Consider the following 17,107-nt stretch of genomic DNA (forward strand, 5'->3'; position numbering starts at 1 on the left):
GCCGGACGCTCAAATCTATGCAGAGACCCGCCCCAGGACAAACGATGATTGCTGACACCAACGGTGAGCCTGGCTCACAACAGAATTCCTCGCGCCTGCCCTCGCTGATGGCACTGCGCTGCTTCGCGGCCGCGGCCCGGACCCAGAACTTCAGCCAGGCGGCCGACAGCCTGCATCTGACCCATGGCGCGGTCAGCCGCGCCGTGCGCATGCTCGAGGACGACCTGGGCCTGGCCTTGTTCGAGCGGCGCAACCGCGGTGTCTTTCTCACCGAGGCCGGGCGCCGGCTGCAGCGCGCGGTGGACGAGGGCTTCGGCCTGATCGAGGAGGCCACGCGCGAGCTGCGGCACTCGGCGCGCGAGACGCCGCTCGTGCTCTCGTGCGAGCCGACCTTGCTGATGCGCTGGCTGATCCCGCGCTGGCCCGATTTCCAGGCGCGCCATCCCGAGGCCGCGGTGCATCTCGTGGCGGGTGGCGGGCCGTTCTCCTTCGACGGCGGCATCGACCTCGCGATCCGGCGCAACGATTTCGCATGGCCCGCGAGCGTGCACGCGCAGCCGCTGTTCGAGGAGAAGATCGGCCCGGTGTGCAGCCCGGGCCGGGTCGACGCCTTCTTCGACACCGCCGGCGCGGGCCCCTCGCTGCGGAGCGACGCGGTGCGCCTGCACACGCGCACACGGCCGCAGGCCTGGCCCTCGTGGACCCGGTTGCGGGGCGCCTCGGCCGGCGCCGGCGGCAGGGAACAGGTCTTCGAGCATTTCTATTTCAGCCTGCAGGCGGCGGTCGCCGGGCTCGGCGTGGCGATCGGGCCCTGGCACCTGGTTTGCGACGACCTCGAAAGCGGCGTGCTGGCGGCGCCGCTGGGCTTCGTCGCGGACGGCTCGGGCTATTTCCTGCTGTCGCCGCAGAAGCCGGCCGCGGGCCGGCAGCGCCAGTTGCTCGACTGGCTTCTCTCGGTGGTCTGAACGCTAGACTCCGCCCGCATGACCCGAGCCAGATCCCGCAAGACCCTGTTCCTGGCCATCGTGCTCGCATTCGGCGTGGCCTTCGGCTGGTACTTCAAGGTGCCCACGCTCGGCTACTACTGGCTCAGCACCACGCTGGGCGCGGCGCAATGGGCGAACAATGCGCTGTGGCTGCCGGACTACCGCGTGGCGGTCGAGGGCTTGCCGATCCAGGGCCTGACGCGCAATGCCTCGGGCCTGACCTTCAACACCGAGACCGGCACCCTCTTCACGGTCATCAACCGCCCGCCGCAGATCGCCGAGCTCGACACCGAGGGCCGGCTGCTGCGCGTGATCGGGCTCGAGGGGGTGAAGGATCCGGAGGGCATCACCTACGTGCAGGGCGACGGCTACGTGATCTCCGACGAGGACAGCCACCGCATGTACTGGGTGCGGATCGGGCGCGACACGCAGCGTGTGTCGGTGGCCGGCCGACCGAGCCTGGGCATCGGCATCGACCGGCTGCACAACAGCAGCTTCGAGGGCATCTCCTGGGACGGCGTGCACAGGCGCCTGTACGTGGTGCGCGAGAAGCTGCCGATGCGCGTGCTGGTGATCACCGGGCTCGATCCCGACGCGCCCTCCGCGAGCGGCTTCAACATCGACATCAGCGAATGGAAGTCCTCGCGCGCGGGCTCGCTGTTCATGAGCGACCTGTCCTCGGTCACGCTGCACGATGCGACCGGCCAACTGCTGCTGCTGAGCGACGAGTCGGCACTGGTGGTGGAGTACGCGAGCGATGGGCGCCCGGTCAGCATGCTGCCGCTGTGGCGCGGCTTCGGCGGCCTGCAGCGCAAGGTGCCGCAGCCCGAGGGCGTGGCGGTCGGGCCCGACGGGCGGCTCTACCTGCTGTCGGAACCCAACCTGTTCTACCGCTTCGAGCGCGCGCCGAAGCCTTCGTAGCCGTCGCGATCAGTGCGCCGGCACGTGGGCCGAACGCAGGCCCGCGAACATCCTGCGCTCGCCGGGCATGGTGTAGGTGGCATCGGGGCGCGGCCCCAGCAGCGAGGCCAGGCTGCGGTCGACGATGACGGTGCGGCGCGCGACGCTGTCGCGCTGGTTCGACAGCCGCTGGGCCACGGCCTCGACGCGGCGGCGGAATTCGGCGTCGAGCGCCTCGGCCGACCGCGCGGCCTCGCGGGCGCGCGCGAAACCGGTGGCGCAGCGGCGCAGCTCGCCGCTGGCCTGCAGCAGGTCCGAGGGTTCGGCGCAGCGCAGGCCGGCATCGACCCGGTCGAGCTGGTCCTCGACCTCGCTCAGCAGCATCTCGGCGGAAGCACGGGTATCGGGCATGGCATCAGTTCCTTGCGCGGCTCAGGAATTCCTGGGCGTTGGCCAGGAGCTTGTCGGCGATGGCGCCGGAATCGACCTTGAAGCTGCCGTCGGCGATGGCGGCGCGCACCGCGGCCACCTTCGCCTCGTCGATGCCGTTGCCGGCCGTGGCGGCGGCCTCCAGCGTGCGGGCCGAGGCCGACACGCTGACCGGCGTGCCGGTGGCGTCGCCCGCATCGGCCACCGCGGGCGTGGCGCCCCGGCCGGTCTTCGCGGCCGCGGCCACGCCGGTGGCGGCCGCGACGGCGGGATCTTGCAACGGGTTGATCTTCATGGCGGCTCCTGGCCCCGGGCGGGGGCTTCGTCCCCAGGATTTCGACCGCCGTTCGACGGACTTGAGGACTTTTTCGAAGTTTTTTGCGCCGCGCCGGTCACATCGAGAGGCGCACGGTGCGCGGATCCTGCACCACCCCGGTGGTGATGCGGCCATTCTCCATGCGGATGCGCACCATCTGGCCGACCACGCCCGGCGTCAGCGCCTGGGCCTCGGTGGCGATCTCGAAGCCCTGGCCCTGGGCCACCACGCGCACCTGGGTGCCGGCGGCGAAGGCCTGGGCCGGCTTCACCATCGACTGGCGCAGCGGCTGGCCGGCCTGCAGGGAACGCGAGGCGACCTGCCCCACCCACTGGGTGGCGTCGGCCATCACGGGCGAGGGATCGGCGGCCCAGTCGGCCTCGGCCTCGACCGCGTCGGCCGCGCTCAGCACGGTGCCGGGCAGCACGTTGTCGCGCAGCACCCAGGCCGGCCCGAAGGCCTTGATGGTGACCGGCAGGAACACGTTCCAGCGCGCGCCACCCTCGACGCAGCGCAGCCCGAGCCGGGTGCGGCCCCACAGGCGCAGGCCGGTGGGAATGTAGGGTTCGACGCGGCTGCAGGGCGCCAGGCGCAGACGGTTGTCGAGCGCGCCGATGGCGACCTCCATGCGCAGCGGCGCGGGATTGGCCGACTGGGCCTGGGCCACGGCATCGTCGAGCCAATGGCGCGTGCTGGCGGCGAAGGCCTCGCCGGCCTCGGCGCCTTCGGACGGCGCCTGCTGGGCGAAGGCGCTGAAGGCTGTGCAGGCGGCGAGCAGCAGCGCGCCGGCGGCGAGAGGGAATGCGGGGATGGCCATGGGCTCCTCCGGGGGGTGTGCGGCAACGGAAATGCGGAACGCGCGCGCCTCGGCCCGGCGCACCGCGACCCGCACTGTAGGCAGTGCGCCCCGACCCCAAAGCCGCGATAAGGCCGAAAAAGCCGCCTTTCATCCGCGCTTCCGAAATCGGCGCGGCTCCCACAATTTCCGCACGGGCGCTCACGCCCACCCCCTTCGCGAGGACCCTGGCCCATGCTCGACAAACTGACGAACTCACTGGATTTCCAGGCGAAAGCGCTGGTGCTGCGTGCCGACCGCCAGCGCGACATCGCGAGCAACATCGCCAACGCCGACACGCCCGGCTACTCGGCGCGCGACTTCAGCTTCGCCGACGCGATGCGCGAGGCCACGGGCGGCGGCACGCCGCGCGCCGGTACCGCCGGCGACGGCCGCACCGACGCACGCCACATCCCGCTGACTTCGGGCGGCGGAACCGGTGGCAGCGGCGCGAGCGGCGGCTACGCGGTCCAGACCCAGCCCTCGCTCGACGGCAACAGCGTCGACCTCGACCGCGAGCGCGCGGCCTTCGCCGACAACGCGGTGCGCTACGAGGCCACGCTGCGCTTCATCAACGGCCAGGGCAAGACGCTGCTCGCGGCCATCCAGGGGCAATAAGCCATGTCGATGTTTTCGATCTTCGGCATCTCCGGCAGCGCGGTCAGCGCGCAGTCGCAGCGCCTGAACGTGGTGGCCAGCAACCTGGCCAATGCCGACGCGGTGGCCGGCCCCGATGGCCAGCCCTACAAGGCGCGCCAGGTGGTGTTCCAGACCGTGGCGCTCGACGGCGAGACCGGCGCCGGCGTGCGCGTGGACTCGGTGACCGAGAACCAGACGCCCGGGCGCAAGGTGCACGAGCCCGCCAACCCGATGGCCGACGCCCAGGGCTACGTGACCCATTCGAACGTGAACGCGGTGGAGGAGATGGTCAACATGATCTCGGCCTCGCGCTCCTACCAGAACAACGTCGAGGTGATGAACACGGCCAAGAACCTGCTGCTCAAGACGCTGCAGATCGGCCAGTGAGCGCCACCCCACCGCACACCCTTCTTCCGGACGCCCGCGCATGACCTCCACCGCCGCCACCTCCAGCCTCACCGGCACCACCTACGTGCCGAGCTCGAGCGCGGACAGCAAGTCGATCTCCGCCAGCGGCACCGCCGAGGCGCAGGACCGCTTCCTCAAGCTGCTGGTCGCCCAGCTCGCGAACCAGGATCCGATGAATCCGATGGACAACGCGCAGATGACCTCGCAGATCGCGCAGATCAACACGGTCACGGGCATCCAGCAGCTCAACGACACGATGAAGAACATGAACACCCAGATGTCGGCCATGCAGGTGCTGCAGGCCGGCAACCTGGTGGGCCGCGGCGTGCTGACCGAGGGCAACCAGCTGGCCTTCGACACCACGGCCAAGACCGCGGTGGGCGCGATCGAGCTGCCGGCCAAGGCCACCAGCGTGAAGATCCAGGTCACCACCGCCGGCGGCCAGGTCATCGACACCGTCTCGCTCGGCGAACTCGACGCGGGCCAGCACGGCTTCACGCTCGACTCCTCCACGTACCCGGCCGACACGCCGCTGCAGTTCAAGGTCATCGCCACCAACGGCAGCGACAAGGTCGACGCGGTCGCGCTGATGCGCGACAAGGTGGTGGCCGTGGGCAGCGATGCCAGCGGCGGCCTCTCGCTCACGCTGCTGACCGCGGGCAAGACGCCCTACGCCAACCTGCACGCCGTTCTCTGACAGACATCCCTTCCATCCAGCACACAGGAGCCACTCCATGAGCTTTCAACAGGCACTCTCGGGTCTCAACGCCGCCAGCCGCAGCCTCGACGTGATCGGCCACAACATCGCCAACGCGGGCACCACCGGCATGAAGTCCTCGCGCGCCGAGTTCGCCGAGATCTATGCCAGCTCGGCCGGCGCCATCGGCGGCACCAACGTGGGCCTGGGCGTGGGCGTGGCCGATGTCTCGCAGCAGTTCTCGCAAGGCTCGCTGTCGATCACCGGCAACGACCTCGACGTGGCGATCAACGGCGGCGGCTTCTTCCAGGTCAGGGCCCCCGACGGCACCACCGCCTACACCCGCGCCGGCAACTTCAAGCAGGACAAGGAAGGCAACATCATCACCAACAGCGGCGCGCAGGTAATGGGCTATGCCACCGACGCCAACGGCGTGCGCCAGAGCTACGACGCGATCCCGCTGAAGCTGCCCACCGGCGCGCCCATCCCCGCCAAGCAGACCACCAAGATGGCGGCCGAGATCACGCTCGACGCCAGCGCCGTGGTGGCTTCCACCGCCACGCCGCCGACGCCGATCCGTACCTACGGCACCTCGCTGACCGCCTACGACGCGCAGGGCCTCGAGGTGCCGGTCGGCCTGTACTTCCAGAAGACCGCCAACAACAGCTGGAACGTCTACACCAGCGTGAACGGCAGCGACCCCGCGGCCTCCACGCCGTTCCAGCTCAACTTCAACGCCGACGGCAGCCTGAACACCACCACCTCGACGGTGCCTCCGCTCACGCTGTCCTCGCCCAACGACCCGACGCGCACCTTCACCGCCTCGCTGGACCTGAGCCGGATGACCCAGGTCAACGCGCGCTTCGCGGTGTCCGACCTCACGCAGGACGGCTACACCGCTGGCCAGCTCACCGGCATCAAGATCGAGGACACCGGCGTCATCACCGCCACCTACTCGAACGGCCAGACCCAGGCCGCGGGCCAGGTCGCGCTGGTGAGCTTCCGCAACGCCCAGGGCCTGGCGCCCAGCGGCTCGGGCTACTGGGTCGAGACCGCGTCCTCGGGCCAGCCGGTGCGCGGCGCGCCCGGCGAAGGCACCTTCGGCCAGTTGCGCTCGGGCGCGCTGGAGGAATCGAACGTCGACCTCACGGCCGAACTGGTCAACATGATGAGCACGCAGCGCGCCTACCAGGCCAACGCGCAGACCATCAAGACGCAGGACCAGGTCATGTCCACGCTGATCAACCTGCGCTGATCGAACGCACCGGAAGCGACGCGCGATGGACCGCCTGATCTACACCGCCATGAGCGGCGCGAGCGCCGCGGCGCAGCGCCAGGGCGTGCTCGCCAACAACCTGGCGAACGCCTCGACCCAGGGCTTTCGCGCCGAGCTCTCGACCTTCCGCGCGGTGCCGCTGCGCGGCGACGGCGCCACCACGCGCGTGTTCGCGATGGAAGCCACCTCGGGCCACGACGACAAGCCCGGCGCGATCCAGCGCACCGGCCGCGCGCTCGACATGGTGGCGCAGGGCCGCAGCTGGTTCGCGGTGCAGGGCCTCGACGGCACCGAGGCCTACACCCGCGCCGGCGCCTTCCAGGTCTCGCCCGAAGGCACGCTGATGACCAGCTCGGGCCTGCCGCTGCTGTCCGACGGCGGCGCGCCGATCGACGTGCCGCCGGGCTCGACGCTGTCGGTGGGCAGCGACGGCACGGTCAGCGCCAAGACCGGCGACCAGCCCTCCTCCACCCTGGGCCGCCTCAAGCTCGCCACGCCCACGGCCGACGACCCGCTGCGCCGCGGCGAGGACGGCCTGTTCCGCACCGCCTCGCAGGAGCCGCTGCCCTCGGACGCCACCGCGCGCGTGGAGACCGGCGCGCTCGAGGGCTCGAACGTGAACCCGATCGAGACCATGGTCGGAATGATCGCCGCCGCGCGCCAGTTCGACAGCCAGCTGCGCCTGCTGCAGTCCGCGCAGGACTCCGACAAGTCGGCCGCGCAGCTGCTCAACGTCCAGGGCTGATGCCCATCGCAAGAGAAAGACCCTCGCCATGATCAATTCGCTCTGGATCTCCAAGACCGGCATGGAAGCCCAGCAGACCCAGCTGGACGTGATTTCGCACAACCTCGCCAACGTCTCGACCACGGGCTACAAGCGCGCCAACGCGGTGTTCGAGGACCTGATGTACCAGAACCTGCGCCAGGTCGGCGCCAACAGCACCGAGCAGTCGCAGCTGCCCACCGGCCTGCAGCTGGGCCTGGGCGTGCGCACGGTCGCCACCAGCCGCTCGTTCTCGCAGGGCAGCATGCAGCAGACCAACAACCAGTTCGACCTCGCGATCAAGGGCAACGGCTTCTTCCAGGTCACGCAGCCCGACGGCACCATCGGCTACACGCGCGACGGCTCGTTCCAGGTCGACGCGCAGGGCCGGCTGGTCACCTCCTCGGGCCTGCCGGTGGCCAACGGCATCACGGTGCCCGCCACCGCGACCAGCGTCAGCATCTCGAGCGACGGCACGGTCTCGGCCACGCTGTCGGGCAATGCCACGCCGCAGAACATCGGCTCGCTGGCGATCGTCAACTTCATCAATCCGGCCGGCCTCGAGCCGCTGGGCGAGAACCTCTATGCCGAAACCGCCGCCTCGGGCCAGCCCAACGGCGGCACCGCGGGCACCAACGGCCTGGGCACGGTGATGCAGGGCTTCCTCGAGACCTCGAACGTGAACGTGGTGCAGGAGCTGGTCTCGATGATCCAGACGCAGCGCGCCTACGAGATGAACTCGAAGGCCATTCAAACCAGCGACCAGATGCTGCAGAAGCTGGGGCAATTGTGACCACCCCCGTTTCTTGCTCACTTCGTGTAGCCGAATCCCCCCTCAAGGGGGCAACCCCAACGGCCCGGCAAAGCCGGTTCCGTGGGGTTTCCCGAACAGGCTTCGCTGCGCTTGCCCTTGCAACCATTGCAGGCTGCTCGACCTTGGCCAACACGCCGCAGGTCGAGATGCCCTCGACCGCGCCGCCGCCCGTGAGCGCCTCGCCGATGGCGGCCGTGCCGCGCCAGGCCACGGGCAGCCTGTTCCGCACCGCGAGCTACCGGCCGCTGTTCGAGGACCGGCGCGCGCGCATGATCGGCGACACGGTGACGATCTCGATCGTCGAGAACGTGAGCGCGAGCCAGAAGTCGACCTCGACCATCGGCAAGACCAGCAGCATCGACACCGGCATCTCGGCCCTGCCCTTCTTCGCCGCCAACTCCTTCGGCCGCGCCGGCGCCAATGCCGAGTCGGCCCACAACTTCGCGGGCAAGGGCGGCACCGAGAGCGCCAACACCTTCCAGGGCTCGATCACCGCGACGGTGATCGACGTGCAGCCCAACGGCCACCTGGTGGTGACCGGCGAGAAGCAGATCGGCGTGAACCAGAACGTGGACGTGCTGCGCTTCTCGGGCACCATCGATCCGCGCTCGATCCAGGCCGGCAGCAACGTGCTGTCGACGCAGGTGGCGAACGTGCGCATCGAGTCGCGCGGCCGCGGCGCGCAGCAGGAATCGCAGGTCATGCCCTGGCTGGGCCGCTTCTTCATGAGCGTGCTGCCGTTCTGAGGATGAACGACGCCATGTCCCTTTCACCGAAGCACCGCCTGCGCCGCCGGCTCGCCGCCTTCTCCTTCGGCGTGGCCGGCATGCTGCTGCTCGCGCTCGGTCCCGCGCAAAAGGCGCATGCGCTGCGCATCAAGGAAGTCGCCGCCGTGCAGGGCGTGCGCAGCAACCAGCTCACGGGCTACGGCCTGGTGGTCGGCCTCGACGGCACCGGCGACCAGACCACGCAGATGCCCTACACCACGCAGAGCGTGGCCAACTACCTGCAGCAGCTCGGCATCACGCTGCCCGACAACCGCGCCTCGCAGCTGCAATTGAAGAACGTGGCGGCGGTGATCGTCACGGCGCAGCTGCCGGCCTTCGCGCAGCCGGGCCAGCAGCTCGACGTCAACGTCTCCTCGATGGGCAATGCCAAGTCGCTCAAGGGCGGCACGCTGGTCGCCACGCCGCTGCGCGGCGCCGACGGCGAGATCTACGCGCTCGCGCAAGGCAACATGGTGGTCGGCGGCGCCGGCGCCGCGGCCGCGGGCAGCAAGGTGCAGATCAACCACCTGAGCGCGGGCCGGGTGCCCAACGGCGCCCAGGTGGAACGCAGCGTGCCCTCGCCGCTGCTCGACGGCGACAGCGTGAACCTCGACCTCAACGCGGTCGACTTCCAGACCGCGCGCCGCGTGGCCCAGGCCATCGACCGCAAGCTCGGCACCGGCACCGCGCGCGCCACGGACGGGCGCACGGTGCAGGTGCGCGCGCCCACCGACGCCAATGCGCGCGTGAACTTCATCGCCGAGCTCGAGGAGCTCACGCTCGAGGCCAGCACGCCCGCGGCCAAGGTGGTGATCAACGCGCGCACCGGCTCGATCGTGCTGAACCAGGCCGTGACACTGGGCCCCTGCGCCATCGCGCACGGCAACCTGTCGGTCACGATCAGCTCGGCGCCGGTGATCAGCCAGCCCGCGCCGCTGTCGGGCGGGCGCACCGTGGTGGCCGAGCAGGCCTCGATCCAGATCAAGCAGGAGCCGGGCACCATGATCCAGGTGCCGGCCGCGCCGCTGCTGGCCGACGTGGTGCGCGCCCTCAATTCGCTGGGCGCCACGCCGCAGGACCTGCTGGCGATCCTGCAGGCCATCAAGGCCTCGGGCGCGCTCAACGCGGAACTCGAGGTGATCTGATGTCGATGCAGACCTCGCTGTCCGCGATGTCCATCTCGCCGTCCGCCGGCCAGGGGCTGGCGGCCGACGCGCGCTCGCTCGACGCGCTCAAGCTCGCGGCCAACGGCAACGACCCGAAGGCGGTGCGCGAGGCGGCCAAGCAGTTCGAGTCGCTGTTCATGCGCGAGCTGATCAAGAGCATGCGCGAGGCCACCATGAAGTCGGGCCTGCTCGACAGCGACGGCGAGAAGCTCGGCACCGACCTGCTCGACCAGCAGTTCGCGGTGCAGCTGTCGGGCCTGCCCGGCGGCCTCACCGACGCGATCACGCGCCAGCTCACGCAGCAGATGAGCGGCGCCGCCAAGGCCCCGACCATCGCGCTGGGCGCCGAGGCCGCGCGCATCAAGCCGGCCGCCAACCAGCGCAGCTTCGTCGAGCAGCACGACGACGCGGCCGAGCGCGTGTCGCGCGAGACCGGCATTCCCGCCAGCTTCATGATCGGCCAGGCCGGCCACGAGACCGGCTGGGGCCGCAGCGAGATCCGCCACCGCGACGGCACCCCCTCCCACAACCTGTTCGGCATCAAGGCCGGCGGCAGCTGGACCGGCCCCACCGTGGCCGTGACCACCACCGAATACATCGGCGGCGAGCCGCGCAAGGTGACGGCGCGCTTTCGCGCCTACGACTCCTACGAGGAGTCGTTCCGCGACTACGCGCGCCTGATCGGCAACTCGCCGCGCTACGAGAAGGCGCGCGCCAGCGTGAGCTCGGTCAGCGCCTACGCGAGCGAGCTGCACCGCGCCGGCTATGCCACCGACCCGGCCTACGCGGCCAAGCTCAGCCGCGCGATCCACACCACGCTGAAGATCCAGCGCACCTGAAGCGCACAGGCCAGTCCTCGAGAAAGATCCCGCCATGAGTCTGCTCAACGTCGGCGCCCGCGCCCTGCTCGCGAACCAGGTCGCGCTGTCGACCACCGGCCACAACATCGCCAACGCCAGCACCGTCGGCTACTCGCGCCAGACCGCCGTGATGGGCCAGGTCGCGGGCCAATACACCGGCAGCGGCTACATCGGCAAGGGCGTCGAGGTCACGACCATCGAGCGCGCCCACAACGAGTTCCTCACGCGCCAGGCCGCGGCCGCGCAGTCGGTGCAGGCCATGGACGAGACGCGGGCGGCACGCCTGTCCTCGCTCGAGGACATCTTCAAGGGCGGCAAGACCGGCCTGGGCGCGGCCGTGTCGGACCTGCTCAACGCCTTCTCCGACATCGCGAGCACGCCGACCGACGTGACGGCGCGCAACGTGGTGATCACCCGCGCCGACGAGATGGCCGCGCGCATGCGCGACGCCCAGACCCGGCTCGACGACCTGCAGAAGGGCGTGAATTCGCAGCTCGGCGACGCGGTGCGCAGCATCAACGGCCTGGCCGCGCGGCTGGCCACGCTCAACGAGCAGATCGCGCGCGCCAGCGGCGGCGGCCAGAGCCCGAACGACCTGCTCGACCAGCGCGACCAGCTGCTGCGCGAGCTCAACCAGCAGGTGCAGACCACCACCGTGCAGGCCGACGACGGCTCGCTCAGCGTGTTCGTGGGCAGCCAGGCGCTGGTGCTGGGCAACAAGGCGGCGCAGGTCGCGATGAGCACCGACGACGCCAACCAGAGCAAGCTGACGCTGATGCGCAGCGGCTTGTCGACCACCATCGACGAGGCCACGCTCGGCGGCGGCGCGGTGGCGGGCCTGCTGCGCTTCCAGAATTCGGACCTGGCCGAGGCGCGCGACGGCCTGGGCCGCATGGCGCTCACGCTGACCACCGAGATCAATGCCCAGCACCGGCTCGGCGTGGACCTCGACGGCAACCCCGGCGGCGACTTCTTCAAGCCGATCGCGATCCCCGATGCCATGGGCGCCGCGAGCAACACGGGCAACGCGGTGATCGGCGCCACGGTATCGAACACCTCGGCGCTCTCGGCCTCGAGCTACCAGCTCAAGTTCGGCGCGGGCGGCAGCATCGAGGTGCAGCGGCTGTCGGACGGCAAGACCACCAGTTTCACGGGCCCGATGCCGATCGAGATCGACGGCCTCAAGCTCGACCTGAAGTCGGGCAGCGCGGCCGAGGGCGACAGCTTCGTGCTCAAGCCCTATGCCTCGGCCGCCGGCGACATGGCGACCGTGCTGCGCTCGGCGCGCGGGCTGGCCGCGGGCAGCCCGGTCGAGGCGCGCGTGGGCACCGGCAACACCGGCGGCATGGCGGTCGGCAGCCTGGCCGCGACCTCGGCCAATGCCAACCTCAGCCAGCCGGTCACGCTGACCTTCAACGGCGCGGGCGGCTTCGACGTGTCGGGCAACGGCACCGGCAACCCGACCAGCGTGCCCTACGTGGCGGGCCAGCCGATCAGCTACAACGGCTGGACCATCGTGCTGTCGGGCACGCCCAAGGCCGGCGACACGATCACCGTCCAGGCCGCCACCACCGCCTACGGCGGCAGCAACGCCGGCAATGCGCAGGCGCTCTTGGCCCTGCGCGACAAGACGGTGTTCGACGGCGCCCCCATGACCGACGGCTATGCCGCGCTGATGGCGCAGGTCGGCGTGCGCTCGCAGAGCGCGCAGTACGCGGCCGAGATCTCGGGCTCGATCGCCACCTCGCTCGAGACCGACCGCACCAGCCAGGCCGGCGTGAACCTCGACGAGGAAGCCGCCAAGCTGCTGCAGTACCAGCAGGCCTACCAGGCCTCGTCCAAGATGATCCAGATCGCGCAGAGCATCTTCGACTCGCTGCTGCAGAACATGAACTGACCCGGGAGACAGGAACAACCATGACAGCCACCCGCCTCGCCAGTGCCACCACCTACGACAACGCGGTGCGCCAGCTCACCACGCGCCAGTCCCAGCTCTCGAAGCTGCAGGAGCAGCTCAGCGCCAGCAAGAAGGTGCTGCGCCCCAGCGACGATCCGACCGGCGCCGCGCAGGCCGAGCGCGCCATCACGCGCATGGCGCGCGTCAGCACCGACCAGCGTGCGCTGGAGCTGCAGCGCAACGCGGTCTCGACGGCCGAGTCGACCCTGGGCAGCGCGACCGCGGCCATGGCCGAGTTCCGCACGCTGGTGGTGAACGCCGGCAATGCCACGCTGTCGGCGGCCGACCGCGCCACCATCGCGCAGCGCCTGACCACGCTGCGCGGCCAGCTGCTCGGCTATGCCAATGCGCAGGACAGCAACGGCCAGTCGCTGTTCGGCGGCCTGGGCAGCACCGCGGCGCCCTTCGTCGACAACGGCAGCGGCGTGCGCTTCGACGGCATCGCGGGCCAGGCCGGCGCCGCCAGCGACACCGCCATCCCCTCGATGCTCGACGGCTACGCCACCTGGATGGACGTGCCCACCGGCAACGGCGTGTTCACCGTGGGCCAGGAAGCCGGCACGCGCAACGTCTACAGCGACGCGGGCAAGGTGGTCGACCCCTCGGCGCTGACCGGCCACGGCTACCGCGTCGCGTTCAACGTCGCCAACGGCGTGACCACCTACGACGTGATCGACACCACCACGCAGGCCACGCTCAAGTCGGGCCAGCCCTACACCGCGGGCCAGGCGATCGAGTTCGCCGGGATCTCGCTCACGGCCAGCGGCGTGCCGGCCGACGGCAATGCACTGACCGTCGCGCCCAGCGGCAAGACCAGCCTGTTCGGCGTGCTCGATCAGGCGATCGCGGGCGTGAAGGACGGCAGCAACAGCAGCGGCCAGCTGGCGCAGAACGTGGCGCAGTCGCTGGTGCAGATCGACGCCGCGAGCGCGCGGCTGTCGGCCTCGCGCGGCCGCGCGGGCGACCTGCTGAACCAGGTCGACAGCATCTCCGACCGCCAGTCCTCGCGCAGCCTGCAGCTCGAGGCCGACCGCTCGCGCGCCGAGGACCTCGACACGATCCAGGCGCTGTCCGACTTCAAGACCCAGCAGACCGCCTACTCCGCGGCCCTCGGCTCCTATGCCGAAATCCAGAAACTCTCGCTGTTCAACTTCATCGGCTGACGTGGCGTGACCGCCCTTTCGTTCCTTCTCTCCTTCTCGTCTTCATGTCTCAATCGGTACTCGGCAGCCTGACCTTCGGCTACCGCCCGTTCTGGAACCGTCCGCGCGCGCTCGCGGGGGTCCAGCTCTTCGTCCACGAGGACCGCCAACGCATCGACGGGCGCCACCTGCTGCGCACGCTGGCCGAGACCTGGAACGCCGATTCGCCGGCCCTGCTGCTGTCGATCCAGACGCCCGAGTTCCTGCGCGACATCGCGAGCAACGCCGAGGCGGCCGGGCCGATGCTCGAGATTCCGCTCGGCTGGATGCAGGACGCCGGCCTGCGCCCCGCGGTGCGCGCCGCCGCCCGCCGCGGCGTGCGCATGATCGCGAGCGGCGTGCCGACCCAGATCCCCGACGCCGAGGCCGCGCCCTGGTTCGAGCGCCGGCTGCTGCGGCTGGCTCCGGAAGACGCGATGGACGCGCTGCGCCTGGCGCAGGTGGAGCGCGACACCACGGTGTTCGACCGCGGCATGACGCATCCCGGCGAAAGCAGCCCGGTGCGCCCCGATGCGCTGATCGACGGCGTGGCCAGCCGCGCGCTGGCCGAGCATGCGCTCGACCAGCAGAACGCGTGGGCCGTGGCCGGCTGGCCCAGCGAGGACGTGCTGCACGGCTACGGCGGCCAGCCGCTGCCGCCGACGCGGCGCGCCATCGTGCGCGTGATGAACGCGATCGACGCCGAGGAATCGCTCGAGCGCATCGACCAGCTCGTGAGCCGCGAGGCCGCGCTGGTCTACGCGCTCATGCTCTACCTGAACTCGCCGGGCCTGGGCCTGCCGAACCGCGTGGCCTCGCTGCGCCACGGCTTCATGATGATCGGCTTCCAGCGCCTGAGCACCTGGCTGTCGCAGCAGTTGCCGACCGCCAGCGAGGACGGCAACCTGCGCCCGCTCAACACCTCCATGGCGATGCGCGGCCACCTGGTCGCGCAGCTGATGGACGCCGGCATCGAGGACGACCTCAAGCGCGAGGTCTATCTGTGCGGCCTGTTCTCGCAGCTCGACCTGGTGATGGGCGAGCCGCTGCGCACCAGCTTCGGCCGCATCCCGCTGACCGACCGCATCGTGGCCGCGACCATCGCGCAGAACGGCCCTTATGCGCCCGCGCTGCAGCTCGCGACCGCGCTCGAATCGAGCAACCCGACCGCGCTGCGCAACCTGCGCCGCACCCATGCGGTCGATGCCGAGGAAGTCAACCGCGCGCTGCTGCGGATGATCGCCGCGGGCGGCTTCTAGGCCGGCCCTCCTCCATTGGGAGGAAGCCGCGCTTTTTTTGCCCGCCGGCCCTTTTTTCTCCTCAAGTCTTCCGCCGCCGCGCCGAAAAAGCGGACATGCGGTCCCGCGGGGCCGCGCCCAGGAACCGGAGAACACCATGTCGGGCATCCCGCAACGACTTTTCATCCACGGCCCCCGGGTCTGAAGGCCATCCGTGTCCAGCCTGGCACCGACTTTGGCCCGCGATTTCAACGCCCGCCCGCCGGGCTACTGCAGCGCCGCGCGCGCGCTGACCATCAACCGCCTCCAGCAGCCGGCCACCCAGGCCAGCAACGATGCCTCGGCCGTGCCCGACTTCGCCGCGAGCTGCCCGGCCTTCACCATGGCCTTCCAGCCGATCGTCGACGTCGACAAGGGCGAGGTCTACGCGCACGAGGCGCTGGTGCGCGGCATCCACGGCGAAGGCGCCGGACACATCCTCGGGCTGGTGCATGCGCGCCATCGCGTCGAGTTCGACCGCGCCTGCCGCGCCAAGGCGATCGAGCTCGCGGCCGGGCTGCGCATGGCTTCGCGGCTGAGCCTCAACGTGATGCCCAACGACGCCGGGCGCCAGGGCGAATGCTTCCAGAGCGCGGTCGAGACCGCCGAGCGCTTCGGCTTCCCGAAGGAGCGGCTGATCTTCGAGGTGACCGAGTCGGAGCGCGTCGAGGACCTGCCGCACCTGGTGCGGGCCTTCGAGATGCACCAGCAGCACGGTTTCTCCTCGGCCATCGACGACTTCGGTGCCGGCTTCGCGGGCTTCGAGCTCTTCGTCGCGCTCAAGCCGCACATCGTGAAGCTCGACATGGAACTGATCCGCAACATCCACACCGACGGCGTGCGGCGTGCCGTGGTCAAGGGCTTCGTCTCGACCTGCGGCGAGCTCGGCATCCACGTGGTGGCCGAGGGCGTGGAGGTGATGGAAGAGGCGATGGCGCTGCGCGAGCTCGGCATCCGGCTGTTCCAGGGCTACCTGTTCGCGCGGCCGGTGGTCGAGACGCTGCCGGCCGTGAACTGGGAGTGGGAGAAGCGTTTCGACTAGGGCATGCCGGCCGCGAACCAGTCGCGCGCCGAGCGCCCCTGGTCCGGGCCCAGCATCGAGAAACCGCCGTCCACCGGAATGTCGGCGCCGGTCACGAAGCGTGCCGCGTCCGAGCACAGGAACAGCACCACCTGCGCCACGTCGTCGCCGTCGCCCGCGCGGCCCAGCGGATGCAGCGGCGCGGCCATGCGGTCGGCCTTGGCGCGGTCGCCGCCGGCCATGCGCGAGAGCGCGTCCGACCAGGTCCAGCCGGGCGACACCGAATTCACGCGGATGCGCCGCGGCGCCAGGGTCGCGGCCTGGTTGCGCGTGAGCTGCAGGATCGCCGCCTTGGCCGCGGGATAGAGCGCGCGGTCGGCCGTGCCGAACTTGCCGCCCACGCTGCCCATGTTGACGATGGCTCCGCCCTGCGCGGCCAGCGCCTCGGTGGCCTTGTGCACGAGCAGCGCGCCCGAGACCAGGTTGACGTCGAGCGCGGCCAGCCATTCGGCGCGCTTCGCGCCCATGCCGCCGTCGTTGTAGACCACGGCGTTGTTGACCAGGCAGTCGATGCGGCCCTCGATGCGCAGCGCGTCGGCCACCAGCGCGTCGAGCGCCTCGTCGTTCGCGATGTCGCAGGCGGCGAAGCGGCAGGCCGCGCCGAGTTCGGCCGCCAGCGCCTGGCCGCGCGCCGCGTCGATGTCGACCGCGACCACGCGCGCGCCGGCCTGCGCCAGCGTGCGCACGATGGCGCTGCCCAGCATCGCGGCGGCGCCGGTGACGATCGCGACCTTGCCTTGCATGTTCATGAGATG

Annotated in this window: 19 protein-coding genes; 15 read left to right on the forward strand and 4 right to left on the reverse strand. The window is 70.5% G+C overall.

The window, feature by feature from the left end:
* Positions 1 to 44: 44 nt before the first annotated feature.
* Positions 45 to 965, forward strand: coding sequence for a LysR family transcriptional regulator (locus ACEN9J_RS06435; RefSeq protein WP_057595358.1), 921 nt, complete (start codon positions 45 to 47; stop codon positions 963 to 965).
* 18 nt (positions 966 to 983) lie between these two features.
* Positions 984 to 1,907, forward strand: coding sequence for an SdiA-regulated domain-containing protein (locus ACEN9J_RS06440; protein ID WP_413763625.1), 924 nt, complete (start codon positions 984 to 986; stop codon positions 1,905 to 1,907).
* Positions 1,908 to 1,916: 9 nt separating this feature from the next.
* On the opposite strand, the gene ACEN9J_RS06445 is transcribed toward ACEN9J_RS06440, so the two are convergent.
* From ACEN9J_RS06445 to flgA, 3 genes are all read right to left on the reverse strand, one after another.
* Entirely contained in the window at positions 1,917 to 2,297 is a 381-nt protein-coding gene (locus ACEN9J_RS06445) for a hypothetical protein (RefSeq protein ID WP_413763626.1), read from the reverse strand.
* A 4-nt stretch (positions 2,298 to 2,301) separates the two neighbouring features.
* Complete coding sequence (flgM, locus tag ACEN9J_RS06450) at positions 2,302 to 2,610, reverse strand: flagellar biosynthesis anti-sigma factor FlgM (protein WP_057595355.1); 309 nt, start codon at positions 2,608 to 2,610, stop codon at positions 2,302 to 2,304.
* Between the two features lie 97 nt (positions 2,611 to 2,707).
* The gene (gene flgA / locus ACEN9J_RS06455) at positions 2,708 to 3,448 is read right to left on the reverse strand and encodes a flagellar basal body P-ring formation chaperone FlgA (RefSeq protein WP_413763627.1); all 741 of its coding nucleotides are present in this window, start codon (positions 3,446 to 3,448) and stop codon (positions 2,708 to 2,710) included.
* Between the two features lie 213 nt (positions 3,449 to 3,661).
* On the opposite strand from flgA, the gene flgB reads away from it, so the two are divergent.
* From flgB to ACEN9J_RS06520, 13 genes are all read left to right on the forward strand, one after another.
* Entirely contained in the window at positions 3,662 to 4,084 is a 423-nt protein-coding gene (gene flgB, locus ACEN9J_RS06460; RefSeq protein ID WP_413763628.1) for a flagellar basal body rod protein FlgB, read from the forward strand.
* A 3-nt stretch (positions 4,085 to 4,087) separates the two neighbouring features.
* Entirely contained in the window at positions 4,088 to 4,492 is a 405-nt protein-coding gene (gene flgC / locus ACEN9J_RS06465; protein ID WP_057595352.1) for a flagellar basal body rod protein FlgC, read from the forward strand.
* Positions 4,493 to 4,532: 40 nt separating this feature from the next.
* Positions 4,533 to 5,210, forward strand: coding sequence for a flagellar hook assembly protein FlgD (locus ACEN9J_RS06470; protein WP_057595351.1), 678 nt, complete (start codon positions 4,533 to 4,535; stop codon positions 5,208 to 5,210).
* A gap of 37 nt (positions 5,211 to 5,247) precedes the next feature.
* Positions 5,248 to 6,465, forward strand: a complete 1,218-nt coding sequence (gene flgE, locus ACEN9J_RS06475) for a flagellar hook protein FlgE (RefSeq protein ID WP_057595350.1) — start codon at positions 5,248 to 5,250, stop codon at positions 6,463 to 6,465.
* 25 nt (positions 6,466 to 6,490) lie between these two features.
* Positions 6,491 to 7,231, forward strand: a complete 741-nt coding sequence (flgF, locus tag ACEN9J_RS06480; RefSeq protein WP_413763629.1) for a flagellar basal-body rod protein FlgF — start codon at positions 6,491 to 6,493, stop codon at positions 7,229 to 7,231.
* Positions 7,232 to 7,259: 28 nt separating this feature from the next.
* On the forward strand, positions 7,260 to 8,042 hold the full coding sequence (gene flgG, locus ACEN9J_RS06485; protein WP_057595348.1) for a flagellar basal-body rod protein FlgG: 783 nt from the start codon (positions 7,260 to 7,262) through the stop codon (positions 8,040 to 8,042).
* A gap of 143 nt (positions 8,043 to 8,185) precedes the next feature.
* Positions 8,186 to 8,809 carry a flagellar basal body L-ring protein FlgH gene (locus ACEN9J_RS06490; protein ID WP_413763630.1) on the forward strand — a complete coding sequence of 208 codons (624 nt, stop codon included), beginning with the start codon at positions 8,186 to 8,188 and terminating at the stop codon, positions 8,807 to 8,809.
* A gap of 14 nt (positions 8,810 to 8,823) precedes the next feature.
* Positions 8,824 to 9,975 carry a flagellar basal body P-ring protein FlgI gene (locus ACEN9J_RS06495; protein ID WP_413763631.1) on the forward strand — a complete coding sequence of 384 codons (1,152 nt, stop codon included), beginning with the start codon at positions 8,824 to 8,826 and terminating at the stop codon, positions 9,973 to 9,975.
* A 5-nt stretch (positions 9,976 to 9,980) separates the two neighbouring features.
* On the forward strand, positions 9,981 to 10,835 hold the full coding sequence (gene flgJ, locus ACEN9J_RS06500; protein ID WP_413764548.1) for a flagellar assembly peptidoglycan hydrolase FlgJ: 855 nt from the start codon (positions 9,981 to 9,983) through the stop codon (positions 10,833 to 10,835).
* 34 nt (positions 10,836 to 10,869) lie between these two features.
* Entirely contained in the window at positions 10,870 to 12,753 is a 1,884-nt protein-coding gene (flgK, locus tag ACEN9J_RS06505) for a flagellar hook-associated protein FlgK (RefSeq protein WP_057595346.1), read from the forward strand.
* Between the two features lie 20 nt (positions 12,754 to 12,773).
* The gene (gene flgL, locus ACEN9J_RS06510) at positions 12,774 to 13,976 is read left to right on the forward strand and encodes a flagellar hook-associated protein FlgL (RefSeq protein WP_057595345.1); all 1,203 of its coding nucleotides are present in this window, start codon (positions 12,774 to 12,776) and stop codon (positions 13,974 to 13,976) included.
* A 44-nt stretch (positions 13,977 to 14,020) separates the two neighbouring features.
* A complete protein-coding gene (locus ACEN9J_RS06515) occupies positions 14,021 to 15,253 on the forward strand; it encodes an HDOD domain-containing protein (RefSeq protein ID WP_413763632.1) in 1,233 nt (410 codons plus the stop codon).
* Between the two features lie 193 nt (positions 15,254 to 15,446).
* Positions 15,447 to 16,313 (forward strand): EAL domain-containing protein, encoded by an 867-nt coding sequence (locus ACEN9J_RS06520; RefSeq protein WP_261205880.1) that lies wholly within the window; start codon positions 15,447 to 15,449, stop codon positions 16,311 to 16,313.
* Here the strand turns inward: ACEN9J_RS06520 and ACEN9J_RS06525 are convergent.
* Positions 16,310 to 17,101 (reverse strand): SDR family oxidoreductase, encoded by a 792-nt coding sequence (locus tag ACEN9J_RS06525; protein WP_057595343.1) that lies wholly within the window; start codon positions 17,099 to 17,101, stop codon positions 16,310 to 16,312. The two genes, ACEN9J_RS06520 and ACEN9J_RS06525, sit on opposite strands and share 4 nt — an antisense overlap.
* Positions 17,102 to 17,107 lie beyond the last annotated feature (6 nt).

Source organism: Variovorax sp. Varisp41 (assembly GCF_047325085.1).
Lineage (GTDB): Bacteria > Pseudomonadota > Gammaproteobacteria > Burkholderiales > Burkholderiaceae_C > Variovorax.